Source organism: Sulfurospirillum diekertiae (genome assembly GCF_011769985.2).
In the GTDB taxonomy this organism is placed as follows: Bacteria; Campylobacterota; Campylobacteria; order Campylobacterales; family Sulfurospirillaceae; genus Sulfurospirillum; species Sulfurospirillum diekertiae.
In genome coordinates this window covers 1,571,499-1,585,105 of record NZ_CP039734.2, presented here as the reverse complement: position 1 = coordinate 1,585,105, position 13,607 = coordinate 1,571,499, and the positions used below count along the sequence as shown (strand labels likewise).

At 38.0% G+C, this 13,607-nt stretch carries 12 protein-coding genes; 5 read left to right on the top strand and 7 right to left on the bottom strand.

The window, feature by feature from the left end:
- The first annotated feature begins 33 nt into the window (after positions 1-33).
- The 5 genes from FA584_RS08130 to FA584_RS08110 all read left to right on the top strand — a co-directional run bounded on the left by FA584_RS08130 (position 34) and on the right by FA584_RS08110 (position 6,573).
- Positions 34-2,064 (top strand): ATP-dependent helicase, encoded by a 2,031-nt coding sequence (locus tag FA584_RS08130; RefSeq protein ID WP_087438834.1) that lies wholly within the window; start codon positions 34-36, stop codon positions 2,062-2,064.
- 62 nt (positions 2,065-2,126) lie between these two features.
- Positions 2,127-2,519 carry a rhodanese-like domain-containing protein gene (locus tag FA584_RS08125; protein ID WP_167749098.1) on the top strand — a complete coding sequence of 131 codons (393 nt, stop codon included), beginning with the start codon at positions 2,127-2,129 and terminating at the stop codon, positions 2,517-2,519.
- A gap of 9 nt (positions 2,520-2,528) precedes the next feature.
- On the top strand, positions 2,529-4,268 hold the full coding sequence (locus FA584_RS08120; RefSeq protein ID WP_167749097.1) for a thioredoxin domain-containing protein: 1,740 nt from the start codon (positions 2,529-2,531) through the stop codon (positions 4,266-4,268).
- Positions 4,269-4,567: 299 nt separating this feature from the next.
- Positions 4,568-5,590, top strand: a complete 1,023-nt coding sequence (locus tag FA584_RS08115) for an IS110 family RNA-guided transposase (protein ID WP_167749096.1) — start codon at positions 4,568-4,570, stop codon at positions 5,588-5,590.
- A 203-nt stretch (positions 5,591-5,793) separates the two neighbouring features.
- Entirely contained in the window at positions 5,794-6,573 is a 780-nt protein-coding gene (locus FA584_RS08110; protein WP_228448555.1) for a pentapeptide repeat-containing protein, read from the top strand.
- Positions 6,574-6,728: 155 nt separating this feature from the next.
- On the opposite strand, the gene FA584_RS08105 is transcribed toward FA584_RS08110, so the two are convergent.
- The 7 genes from FA584_RS08105 to purC form a co-directional block, all read right to left on the bottom strand.
- Positions 6,729-7,745 (bottom strand): IS110 family RNA-guided transposase, encoded by a 1,017-nt coding sequence (locus tag FA584_RS08105; protein ID WP_167749095.1) that lies wholly within the window; start codon positions 7,743-7,745, stop codon positions 6,729-6,731.
- A gap of 429 nt (positions 7,746-8,174) precedes the next feature.
- Entirely contained in the window at positions 8,175-10,046 is a 1,872-nt protein-coding gene (gene htpG / locus FA584_RS08100; protein ID WP_167749094.1) for a molecular chaperone HtpG, read from the bottom strand.
- A gap of 145 nt (positions 10,047-10,191) precedes the next feature.
- Positions 10,192-10,878: a lysophospholipid acyltransferase family protein gene (locus FA584_RS08095; protein WP_228447958.1), complete on the bottom strand. Its 687-nt coding sequence runs from the start codon at positions 10,876-10,878 to the stop codon at positions 10,192-10,194.
- Positions 10,856-11,947, bottom strand: a complete 1,092-nt coding sequence (locus FA584_RS08090; protein ID WP_167749092.1) for a hypothetical protein — start codon at positions 11,945-11,947, stop codon at positions 10,856-10,858. The genes FA584_RS08095 and FA584_RS08090 overlap by 23 nt, the downstream gene beginning before the upstream one ends.
- 4 nt (positions 11,948-11,951) lie before the next feature.
- Entirely contained in the window at positions 11,952-12,623 is a 672-nt protein-coding gene (purQ, locus tag FA584_RS08085; RefSeq protein WP_087438827.1) for a phosphoribosylformylglycinamidine synthase subunit PurQ, read from the bottom strand.
- Positions 12,617-12,862 carry a phosphoribosylformylglycinamidine synthase subunit PurS gene (gene purS / locus FA584_RS08080; RefSeq protein ID WP_087438826.1) on the bottom strand — a complete coding sequence of 82 codons (246 nt, stop codon included), beginning with the start codon at positions 12,860-12,862 and terminating at the stop codon, positions 12,617-12,619. Before purS ends, purQ begins: the two co-directional genes overlap by 7 nt.
- A 21-nt stretch (positions 12,863-12,883) precedes the next feature.
- Complete coding sequence (gene purC / locus FA584_RS08075; RefSeq protein ID WP_096046818.1) at positions 12,884-13,597, bottom strand: phosphoribosylaminoimidazolesuccinocarboxamide synthase; 714 nt, start codon at positions 13,595-13,597, stop codon at positions 12,884-12,886.
- Positions 13,598-13,607: the final 10 nt, after the last annotated feature.

Below are 13,607 nucleotides of genomic sequence, written 5' to 3'. Positions count from 1 at the left end.
TCCCTCCTCTAATTTTTTTACTCTAGGAACTCAATGCCTCTTAGTCGACTTAATGCTGAACAAAGAAGTGCTGCAACAGCACCCTCAGGATATAATCTTATTATTGCCAGTGCTGGAACGGGCAAAACTTCGACCATTGTCGCAAGAATTGCTCATCTTCTCAATCATGGAACGCAGCCCTCAAAAATTTTACTGTTAACTTTTACAAATAAAGCTGCTGCTGAAATGCTTGAGCGTGTGGGTGTTTTCTTTGATAAATCGATTACCTCTCAAATTGAATCAGGCACGTTTCATGCGGTGAGTTACCGTCTTTTAAAAAAATTGGGACGTAATATCGTTTTAAAACAGCCTAAAGATCTCAAAATTTTACTCAAAAGTATTCATGATAGACGTCGCTTTGACCATATTGACTCAAGTGTAAAGGCGTACAGTGCAGCGTATTTGTATGATCTTTTTTCACTGTATCAAAACAGTACGGTAACACAAAGTTTTACGGAGTGGCTTGAGTCAAATGACAGTGAGCATGGTCTTTTTTTCGATATTTACGAAGATATATTTGAAGAGTTTCAAGCGCTCAAGCGTGAATTTGGCTATGTTGATTTTAACGATCTTTTGATTTTGATGCGAGATACGCTCAAAACCACGGATACGCTTAGTTTTGATGAAGTGCTCATTGATGAGTACCAAGACACCAATACGTTGCAGGGTTCTTTGATTGATGCTTTTCACTCAAAATCTCTTTTTTGTGTGGGAGATTATGACCAGAGCATTTACGCGTTTAATGGCGCGAATATTGACATCATCGGCTCTTTTGCCACGCGCTATCCCAATGCCAATGTGTTTACGCTCAATAAAAATTACCGATCATCCCATAAAATTCTCTCATTAGCGAATCGTGTCATTGAAAAAAATCCAAGGTTGTATGAAAAAAGGCTTGAAGTAACGCGTGATGGTACATTTGAAGCACCAAAACTTTTAATTTATGATGAACTCTTTTCACAGTATCAGGCAATCTCAACGCTCATTAAGCATTCTATGCATGCGCCTGCTGACATTGCCGTTATCTTTCGCAATAACTCGACAGCCGATGGTATTGAAGCCACTCTACGTGAGCAAGGCATCGCCTGTAAGCGAAAAGGAGGCATCAGCTTTTTTGATTCAGCCGAAGTCAAAGCGATGCTCGATCTTGTTGGCGTGGTAGTTAATCCTAAAGATATGATGGCGTTTATACATAGTTTTGAATACGCTAGAGGGGTAGGAAGTTCGCTTTCAAAAGAGCTTTTTGACGGACTTTTTAAACTGGGCAATGGCAATATCTATCAAGGGTTTTTCAACCCAAGAGACGATGTGGAAGACATTTTTAAAAAAAGAGCTAAAAACCATCAATTAGGGCTTTTTGATGACATCATTGATCTAGGCAGTGTCAGTCGTTTTTACAATTTTGGCTTTGAAGAGCTTTTTCTCTCCAATCCTATTTTAAAACACCCAAAGTTGACCACCGATGGTGCGAAGTTTTTACATCAATTTTATAAGTTTATGAAACATGCAACACGTATTAAAACACCGCAAAGCCTTATCAACCACGTCTTAAGCTCGGAAGTGTTTAGTGCCATTGCTGAAGTTTTAGCTATCAAGCGCACGATTAAAAAAGATGGCACTATTGATGAAAAACTCAAAGCAGAAGCACGTGCACGTATCTTTCGTAAAGGACATCTACTCAAAGATTTGGCGAGTGGTTATGCTTCGAGTGAGCGTTTTTTAAATGCGCTGACGCTTGGAAGTAACGAGATGAGTGAAGGTGAGGGTGTCAATTTACTCAGTATTCATGCTAGCAAAGGGTTGGAGTTTAAAGAAGTCTATGTCATTGATCTCATGGATGGACGTTTCCCCAACCGTAAATTGATGCAAAAAGGTGGAAGCTTGGAAGAGGAACGTCGTCTCTTTTACGTGGCAACCACACGCGCAAAAGACATGCTCATTCTCTCATACGCAAAATATGATAAGATCAAAAAGATTAGCTATACCCATTCACCCTTTTTAGTTGAAGCGGGAATGGTACATTAAGTTTTAAAGTCTTTCCTCAATTAAAAGAGATAAAATAACTCCTAAAAAGAGAGGAGTTTTTTATGTCTAAAATTCTACTACTTATCGCTATTTTTACCACGTTTTTATTTGCTGAATTACGCCATGTCGATGTCAGTGAAGAGGTTGTTAAAAGTGGCATTAAAATTATTGATATTCGAACCATGCCCGAATGGAAAGAAACTGGAATGGTTAAAGATGCCATCCCGCTCACTTTTTTTGATGAGCAAGGACGTTATGACGCAGATAATTTCATGAAAGAGCTTAATCAATATGTGAGTAAAGATAAAGAGTTTGCTCTGATTTGCCGAACGGGTAGTCGAAGTGCGGCTGTTTCTGAGCTTCTTTCAAAGCAGGGTTACAAAGTGGTCAATCTTAAAGGTGGTATGAAATCATTGATTCAAAAAGGCTATACTCCTACGCCTTATAACCCTTAGGAGGCTGTTATGACGCATACAAATGAACTCATTCATGAAGATTCTCCCTATCTGTTGCAACATGCGCACAATCCTGTTAACTGGATGCCATGGAGCGATCAAGCGCTTGCCAAAGCCAAAGCCGAAAATAAACTGATTTTCCTTTCCATTGGGTACAGCACCTGTCATTGGTGTCATGTGATGGAGCGAGAAACGTTTGAAGACGAGATGAGTGCCAAAGTGCTCAATGATGCGTATGTGAGCATCAAGGTCGATCGTGAAGAGATGCCAGATCTGGATAAATACTACCAAGATGTGCATTATCTGTTGACACAGCGCGCAGGTGGTTGGCCGCTGAGTATTATTATGACTCCAACACAGCAAGTCATTTTTGCAGGAACGTATCTGCCGCCTCAAAGTGGACAAGGGCGTATGGGATTTCGAGAGCTTACGAGTTTTATCAAAGGTAAGTTTGATGATGATTTAGCCGAAGTTCAAAAGAGTGCGCAAAGCATAGAAGCTGCTATTAAGCACTATGAGCGTAGTTTTGAGCAAAAAGAGAGTATCCATACAGACGAAGTGATTGAAACGTTTGTGAGCAAAGTAAAAGCAAGTTATGATGATGTCTCCAAAGGGGTGGGAAGTGCGCCCAAGTTTCCGCATGCTTCGACGTGGAATGCCCTTTTGGATATTTACGCCCGAACGAAAAACCTTGAAGCCCTCTATATGAGTGAAGATGCGCTTACGGCTATGGCACGAGGCGGCATCAACGATCAAATAGAAGGTGGATTTTACCGTTACAGTGTCGATGAGGCGTGGGTGATTCCCCATTTTGAAAAGATGCTTTATACGAATGCTGAGTTGATTGAAGTCTATGCCAAAGTATTTAAAATCACACAAAAACCTCTCTTTCAAGAGGTCGTTGACACAACCATTGACGCGATGGACGAGCGGTTTTTAAAAGAGGGATTGTATCTGAGCGCTAGCGATGCAGACTCTGAAGGCGAAGAGGGCAAATACTTTGTTTTTGGTTTCCTTCAAGCCAAAGAAGCGCTTTTAAAAGCAGGTCTGAGCGAAGTGGAAACGAAAGCTGTTATGGACTATTTTGGCATCACAAAATTTGGCAATTTTGAGCACAAAACCACCAATCCTGTTCTTACATGTAACGATAAACCTGCGCGTCTGAATGAAGCGATTGCAATTTTAAAAGAGGAACGTCAAAAGGTAGCGTATCCGTTTATCGATACCAAAATTTTGACCGCGTGGAATGCGTTGATGGTCACAGCACTCTTTGAGGCGGACAAAGTCGAAAAAGCAAAAAGCGTGCTTGATACACTTTTAAAATCTTTACATGTAAACGGCATTTTGTACCATCAAATTGTGGTAGGTGGCAGTTTGAAAGTGGAAGCGTTACTGGAAGATTATGCCTTTGTCATTGAAGCTTTATTGCGTGGTTATGCACATACCAAAGAGGCTCGTTACTTAGAATTAGCAAAAAAGCTAAGCCATGAAGCAGAGCAGAAATTTTACAAAGAAGAGACGTGGTATCTCTCCGATAAAGCCTTTCGTGCTAAAGCGGTTTTGGAAGATAACAGCTACAAAAGCCCACTCTCAACGATGATCAAAAATCTTTTTGAATTAGCGAAGTTGGAAGATGATACAGCACTGTTTATAAGAGCGAAAGATATGTTGGAGAGTTTTGGGGCTGGCATTCAAAAGTATGCTCACGCATACCCAGAAGCGGTGAGGGCAATCACACTTTACATGTAAAAAGTTAAAAGTTTAGCCCTCGTATAATGAAAAAAGCCAAAAAGTTATAAAGTTACCAAGAGAGTTTGAGATGTTAATATACTGAGTTTAGCCCAAAGTGGTTCTTTTATCTTAAAAAATAGAATTAGCTTGAGGGTCAGTTAAGTAATTGCACTAAAAACTTGAGTGGTAACAAAGTCAACTTTGAGGTTAGACTGTATTGTACGAGGCGAAGTTAATGTGCAATAAGATTGAATCATCAGCAAGAGGAATTATCCTCTTGCCTACCAAACTCTCCAATCATGTCATGGAGGTTTATCATGGACAATTTTATCGGATTGGACATCTCTAAGTCAACCGTGAGTGTGTTTATACCCCAAGGTGAGCTAGAGATAGAAATAGCCAATACCGTTAAAGGCTTTACGCAGTTATGTTCCAAATTGAAAAAACGTTATAAAAAAGAATACGATTCCCTCGTGTTTGTTTATGAACCAACATCAAGTTATAGCAGTACTCTAGAACTCTTTTGTGCGCATAAGCAGATTCGAGTCTTTAAGATCAATCCAAAGGCTTCGCATAACTTTGCCAAAGCTCTATCCATTCGTCATAAAACCGATAAGGTAGATGCAAGAATGCTCTGCCAAGCAGGGATGTTGGCAAAAGAAGAAGAGATTCATATTCCTGTGGTTGATGTGATTGTAGAGCAAATCAATGACTTGATGAGTTACTATCAACTGTTGGTCAAACAAAGAGTTCAAACAAGCAATCACTTAGAAAAGTTGCAGCATCATAAAGAGAGTACTACAACTTTAAAAAAAGCCTTGGAAAAAGAGATTTTTGCCTTTAAGCAAAAAGAACAGCATACAATCAATGAAATAAAAAGACTGATCATGGAAAATAGTATGTTGGCTTTGAAATACCAAAGTATCCAAACCATTAAAGGACTTGGGGATATTGCAACTATTGCGTTAATCCATCTTTTTTTAAAATATCCCAATGCCAATCAAAAACAAATCATCTCTTTATCAGGACTTGACCCAATTGAGCGAACCTCTGGTGTATCCGTTCGAGGCAAAACACGCATCTCAAAAGCGGGTAATAAACTCTACAGGAGAGCTTTGTTTATGAGTACAATGGTAGCTATTCGTTTTAATGAAGAGATGAAATGCTTTTATGATAGGCTCAAAGAAAAAGGTAAACATACTACTGTGGCACAAATTGCTGTTATGAAAAAACTTATTATTATTATTGCTAGGGCACTCTTTCATTCCAATCAAGGTTATTCAAGTGAAATCTATCAGGCTCATTGTGGCATAGTGGCTCAAAAGAGCAATGTTGCTTAAAGGAGAAAATACAAAACAAGGGTTATGATTTATTAAGGTTTTTAGGGTGTTTTAAGGTGGTAACTGACCCCTATTATCTTCTTAACAGTATAAAACTTTTATAAGATATGAAGTGTTTTTATGGTTGAGTTATATATAATGTACTATTAATAAATAGTTGGTTTTCAGAGAACCGTCGTCATGATTTTTTCAGGAATAGAAGAATGAAGCGAGTAGCAGAGTATTTAGAAACATCGCCAGTCATACGGGTTTGGGTTCGACTGAATCAGTCTGCAACTATTCTTGCGCTCGTTGTTGCTATTGGGGCCTTTTCTGTTGCATACGTTAAATTCAATGAAGACAGAATAAAAGCTGATGAAGATCGAATATCAAAGGCATGGGATACGGTTACAAAAATGGCAGGGAAAGGGAGTAATGGAGGTCAAGTCAATGCCATTCAGATCTTGGTGAAGAATGGTATTTCGCTTGACAAAATTGATTTGAGAAACACATATCTTGTTGGAGCGAATTTGAAGGGCGTTTCAATGCGTGCTGCCAACCTTAGTGGCGCTAACCTCACTGGTGCAAATCTTCAGGGTGCAAATCTTTCCGGCGCAAATCTGGATGGAGTCAAACTCTACAACAGTAATCTTGGCGGTGTCATGTTTGATGAAGCGAGTCTTACATCGGCTCGCTTGTCATTTGCCAAGGTAGATATTGCAGTCATTCTTGCGAAATCTCTCAAAAATACCGATATGACAGGTGTGACATTTGTTCTCGAGGATACCGAAGGTAACAATGACTTGAGCCTCTTCAATGACACGATTGCTGAATCTCCGAACGCTGACAGACGGCAGTGGAAAATTGACCAGTCTTGTGCTAATTCGAAGTTCGCAAAACCACAAGATCAACTGCTTCCAATCAAGCTACCAGTGCACCCCTGTAACTACAGTGCCAATTACCAGAACATTCAAAACAAGGTCTATGAGTATTCTGGCTACTAGTCAGCTCGTTGGGACTTCATGCTGCTGCAACCTAACCTTTTGGTTAAGCGAAACACTCCGCCGGCAAGCCGACTCTATAAAAATGGAGTCAGTTACCACCTTAAAACACCCTAAAAACCTTAATAAATCATAACCCTTGTTTTGTATTTTCTCCTTTAAGCAACATTGCTCTTTTGAGCCACTATGCCACAATGAGCCTGATAGATTTCACTTGAATAACCTTGATTGGAATGAAAGAGTGCCCTAGCAATAATAATAAGTTTTTTCATAACAGCAATTTGTGCCACAGTAGTATGTTTACCTTTTTCTTTGAGCCTATCATAAAAGCATTTCATCTCTTCATTAAAACGAATAGCTACCATTGTACTCATAAACAAAGCTCTCCTGTAGAGTTTATTACCCGCTTTTGAGATGCGTGTTTTGCCTCGAACGGATACACCAGAGGTTCGCTCAATTGGGTCAAGTCCTGATAAAGAGATGATTTGTTTTTGATTGGCATTGGGATATTTTAAAAAAAGATGGATTAACGCAATAGTTGCAATATCCCCAAGTCCTTTAATGGTTTGGATACTTTGGTATTTCAAAGCCAACATACTATTTTCCATGATCAGTCTTTTTATTTCATTGATTGTATGCTGTTCTTTTTGCTTAAAGGCAAAAATCTCTTTTTCCAAGGCTTTTTTTAAAGTTGTAGTACTCTCTTTATGCTGCAACTTTTCTAAGTGATTGCTTGTTTGAACTCTTTGTTTGACCAACAGTTGATAGTAACTCATCAAGTCATTGATTTGCTCTACAATCACATCAACCACAGGAATATGAATCTCTTCTTCTTTTGCCAACATCCCTGCTTGGCAGAGCATTCTTGCATCTACCTTATCGGTTTTATGACGAATGGATAGAGCTTTGGCAAAGTTATGCGAAGCCTTTGGATTGATCTTAAAGACTCGAATCTGCTTATGCGCACAAAAGAGTTCTAGAGTACTGCTATAACTTGATGTTGGTTCATAAACAAACACGAGGGAATCGTATTCTTTTTTATAACGTTTTTTCAATTTGGAACATAACTGCGTAAAGCCTTTAACGGTATTGGCTATTTCTATCTCTAGCTCACCTTGGGGTATAAACACACTCACGGTTGACTTAGAGATGTCCAATCCGATAAAATTGTCCATGATAAACCTCCATGACATGATTGGAGAGTTTGGTAGGCAAGAGGATAATTCCTCTTGCTGATGATTCAATCTTATTGCACATTAACTTCGCCTCGTACAATACAGTCTAACCTCAAAGTTGACTTTGTTACCACTCAAGTTTTTAGTGCAATTACTTAACTGACCCTCAAGCTAATTCTATTTTTTAAGATAAAAGAACCACTTTGGGCTAAACTCAGTATATTAACATCTCAAACTCTCTTGGTAACTTTATAACTTTTTGGCTTTTTTCATTATACGAGGGCTAAACTTTTAACTTTCTGTACACATGTTTCGAATATTGGACGTCGTGTGTGATATTTTATGAAAATGGAGATTTGATGTAGCTTATGAAGGGTAAGGTTAGTCGTCTTTACATGTAAGGAAAAATCCTTACATGTAAAACTATTTTTAAAGTGCTTTAGCGATAAATTTATTTAAACGTTTTGCAAAAGCAGCGGTATCTTCGATCTTCATTCCCTCTTGAAGTTTGGCTTGATCTAGAAGTAAGAAAGCCACATCGTTGAGTTCTAAAAGATCAGATTTGCTGCTAAGTTTTTTGAAAATTTCATGCTCAGGGTTGATCTCTAAGATAGGTTTAACGGTTGGGAGATTGTCTTGTCCCATCTGTTTGAGCATCTGTTGCATTTGGAAATCGGGGTCGTTTTTATCGTACACAAGGCATGATGGAGAGTCACTCAAACGGCTGGAGATTTTGACATCTTTCGCATCGTCTTTGAGGATTTCTTTCATCTTAACCAAAATCTCTTTATAGGTTTTTTCATCTTCTTCGACTTTGGCTTTGTCTTCTTTGATCTCTTCATCGATGTCGGAGTTATTGACAGGTTTGATTGGAGTTTTATCGTATTCGCCTACCATTGGGAAGACGATGGCATCCACTTCTTCATCGAGCAACAAGACTTCAATATCTTTGGCTTTAAATTGCTCAATGAGCGGGGAATTGCGAAGGATTCTCTCGTTTTCGCCTGTGATGTAGTAGATGCTTTTTTGATCCTCTTTCATACTCTCTTTGTACTCTTTAAGGCTGACAAGTCCATCGCGTTTTGAAGATTTGAACAGTACGAGGTCTAAAAGTGCTTCTTTATTGTCCCAGTCGTTGTACAAGCCTTCTTTGATGACACGACCAAAGTTTTTGTAAAACTCAAGGTATTTTTCTACATCTTTTTCTTTGAGTGATTTAAGTTCGCTCAAGATTTTTTTCACGGAAGCTTTTTTGATGGTTTCTAGGATTCTGTTTTGTTGTAAAATCTCACGGCTTACGTTAAGTGGTAGGTCTTCCGCATCGATGATACCTTTGACAAAACGAAGGTAAGTTGGCAGCAACTCTTTCTCATCATCGGTAATAAACACGCGTTTAACGTAGAGTTTAACACCTGGCTTGTAGTCCATTCTAAACAGATCCATTGGCGGTGTTGAAGGAATGTAGAAGAGAGTGGTATACTCAAACGTACCTTCTGCTTTGGTATGACTCCATAACAATGGATCGCTACTATCGTGAGAGATTTGTTTGTAAAAATCTTTATACTCTTCGGGCTTGATTTGGCTTTTGGCTACTGTCCAAAGCGCACTGGCTTTGTTGATTTGCTCGTTTTTGATCTCGGTGCTTTTTTCTTTGCCTTCGTCGTCATACTCTTTGACTTCTTTGTCCATAAAAATAGGGAATTGAATGTGGTTGGAGTATTTTTTGATGACCTCTTGAATGCGGTAAAACTCTAAAAATTCATCTTCATCGTCTTTAAGGTAAAGGGTAATGGATGTTCCATGACTCTCTTTAGCAATTTCGGTGATTTCGTAATCCGCGCCTGCCATAGAACTCCACATGTACGCTTTGTCTTCACCTGCTTTGCGGCTTACCACTTCAATTTTGTTGGCAACCATAAACGCGGAGTAAAAACCAACACCAAATTGACCAATGAGACTTGAGTCTTTCTTTTTGTCACCGCTGAGATTTGCTAAAAAGGATTTGGTTCCACTTTTCGCAATGGTACCAAGATTTTCGACCAACTCTTCTTGGTTCATACCGATACCACTATCGCTGATGGTGAGTGTTTTAGCTTCTTTATTGATCGCAATATCAATGCGTGGTATGTAGGAAAGTGCTTTATATTTTTCATCCGTTAATGTGAGGTAACTCAGTTTATCAAGTGCATCGGAAGCATTGGAAACAAGCTCACGTAAAAAAATCTCTTTGTTGGAGTAGAGGGAGTGAATCATCAGGTCTAAAAGCTGAGTGACTTCGGTTTGAAATTGATGTTTTGACATAATCTATCCTTTATGATGTGTGTAATTTGGATTTATCAAAGAGCTTTACATGTAAAAAAGTTTTTTGATAAATCCAAAAAATTGCGTAATTTTAGCAAAAATGTAAGAGTTTAAAAGCCACTTTTGTGGCTTTTAAACGTTGATATTAAGAAGCCAATTCGAGAGCTAATCTCTCTTCCATTGCGTGGTACATTTTCTCAAACCACTGTTCATCTTCTTTAGGATTAATTGGGTCAAGATAGATCACTTTAACCTCACCACCATGGGCATCAATGCTTTTGGAATCAAGAATATGTCGAGCTCCCACAATGATGGTAGGCTGTACAATCAAGTCTAACTTTTCAGCCAAAACTTTCGCGCCACTTTGGAACTTTAGAAGTTTATCTCCATGTCCACGTGTACCTTCAGGAAACATGGCAAGAACACGTCCTTCACTGATGCGCTCTTTTCCCTCTTTAATCATTTTGATGATAGAGCGTTTATCACTACGGTCAATGGAAATCATACGCGGTGCAGGAATAATATGCCCAAAAAGGGGAATGTCTTCAATCTCTTTTTTTGCAATCCAACAAAGATTTTTAGGATAAATAGTTTCAAGAGCGACAATATCGACAAGGCTTTGATGGTTCATGACTAAAAGTGTGGTCAACGGCGATGCTTCACCTATTTGTTTGATGCTAAAGCCCATTAAAAAGGTTTGTAATCGTCCCCATGTACGTCTTATTGCGTGTGTATGGTTACGAAAAGCATACATTAAAATAATGATCATAAGAACGGTGATGACAAATTCTATCATCACATAAAAGCCTCTAATTTTTGCTAATATTTTCACGCGTTGTCCATCCAATTTTTCCATCAGGAAGTAAGATTTTAATGTAATTTTCTCGCTCTCCTAATTTTTCAACATCTAAGATTTTGCTGCTTGTAAAAAAGACTGTTGATCTTTCTGTTGGAAGAATCATAACGCTACTATTATTCTTAAGTTTAACGTTATTGAGAGGATTTTGGTCAAAGAAATAGAGTCCCAAAAATACGAGAGAAATGATCAAATAGTACCATTTTCGACGTTTGATTAAAACAATAAAGAAAATAAAGGAGAGTGCGCCATACGCAACACTTTTATAAAACTCAAAAATACTCTCTTTGGGGTTAAGTCCTAGTTGGGTACTGACTTCATCACTTTCTATCACCATTGGGAGAGTGATTTTATTAAATTTATTTGTTGGCAAGTCAAAATAGGTAAAATCAAAGCTTTTTTGATAATTTGGAACGATAGCATAGTAGTAGATTTTTTGGCTTGTGCCTGTTTCTGAAAAAGAATCAATGCCACTTTTTGCAATACCGCTGAGTTTAAAGTCCTTTAAGTTAGCCCCTGTTGTCTCGATTTCGAGAACAACAATGACATTTTTACCATCAAAAGTTGTCGTTTTGTATTTGTTGATGGTTAAGCTTTGTGCAATGACATTGCTGAAAAAAGGATCCATTTTGAGTTGAATAAGCTGAGAAGGCAGTGTTAATGCAAGTGCTTCACTTTCAACGGGTTCTTGCTGTTGAATCAAAGCAACATTGAGGCGTGGCATAATAGCCGTTTTAGAGTTTATTTTGAAATAAAAGGTATTGTAATAGGTGTTATCAACAGAGCGTTCCCAAGGATTTTGTGGGTTGATAACATCAACACCTGATGCACCTAAAAATGTCGTGTTCATCGCATCAATTTTGTTATTCGCGACAATAGCTTTAATTTTAATAGGAAAAACTTGTCCTACATAAACTTTTTGAGGAATCTCTTCGATTGTGAGAAAAAGGGATTTAGCTTGTCCGGAAAATGTACTCTCTTCTGCTAATAATGAAGAGTAAAGTAATGCAAAAGAGAGTACAAAGAGTGTTAAGATTTTTTTCATTAATTTAATTTATAAAACCATTAAGCATTTTGACGCCATCGTCAGAACCAAGTATCTGCTCAATCGCACGCTCTGGATGAGGCATAAGTCCAAAAACATTTTTAGCTTTATTACAAATACCAGCAATGGAATCCACAGAGCCATTTGGATTTTGTACATTTCCTTTTTCATCACAATAGGTAAGAAGAACTTGGTGGTTATCATAAAGTTCTTTGAGTCCAGCTTCATCAATATAGAAGCTACCTTCACCATGAGCAATGGGAATATTTAAAAGTTCACCTATTTTGCATTGACGTAGAAAAGTATTATCGTTGTTTACCACTTTGAGATGATGAAACTGTGAGATAAAATGAACATTTTCATTACGCTTCATAGCACCTGGAAGCAAGCGTGCTTCTACAAGCATTTGAAAACCATTGCAAATGCCAAGAACTTTGCCGCCGTGATTTGCAAACTCAATAACAGCTTTCATAATAGGAGAAAATTTAGCAATGGCAGCACTTCTTAAGTAATCTCCATAACTAAAACCACCAGGAAGAACGACTAAATCGGTTCCCTCTGGTAGCTTCTCTTCTTTATGAAAAACAAGGACAACCTTTTGTCCCAGTTTTTCAAAAGCATATTTAGTATCGATTTCGCAGTTTGTTCCTGGAAATACGGCGACAGCAACTAGCATGTTGGAAACTCAATCGTATAGTCATCAATAACGGTATTGGCTAAAAGCTCTTCACACATAATTTTGACTCTCTTTTCAGCACTTGCTTTATCACTTTGTTCAATATCAAGAATAATTTGTTTTCCTATACGTACATCATTTACTTCATCAAATTTTAAAGAAGAGAGTGCATGATGAACTGCTTTACCTTGTGGATCTAAAACGCCATTCTTGAGTTGAATATTGACAATAACTTTCATAGTATACTTTTTCCTTTGATTTTAGTGCGACAAGATACGTTTTAAGACCTCTTCGTAAGCAACTTTTACATCACCTATCCCTTGTCTAAATCTGTCTTTATCAAGCTTTTCATTAGTATCCATATCCCAAAAACGGCAGCTATCAGGGCTAATTTCATCAGAAAGAAGGATATTACCGTCTTTATCAACACCAAATTCAACTTTAAAGTCAACGAGTTTGAGTTTACGCTCAGCAAAAAAGCTTTTCATAATAGAGTTGATTTCGCGACCAAGACGTTTGAGCTCTTCAAGGTCTGATTCACTTTTAACCAAATTAAGAAGTAAGCAGTGCTCATCATTGATGATAGGGTCACCAAGAGCATCATCTTTATAATAAAATTCTACGAGTGTAAAAGGAAGAACCGTACCATCTTTAATCGCAAGACGTTTTGCCAAAGAGCCTGTTGCTATATTTCTAACAACGACTTCAATAGGAATAATTTTAACTCTTTTAATCAGTTGCTCTGTATCATTAAGTGTTTTGACCAAATGTGTTTTAATACCGTGTTTTTCAAGAAGGTGAAATAGTTGTGTACTAATTTTACAATTCAGTGCGCCTTTTCCTGCTTCATTGCCTCTTTTTTCTGCATTAAATGCTGTCAAATCATCTTTAAACTCTGAAATTAAAAGATTCTCATCATCTGTTAAAAAAAGTTTTTTACCTTTACCTTCGTATAACATTTCACCTTTGTTCACTGATTGCTCC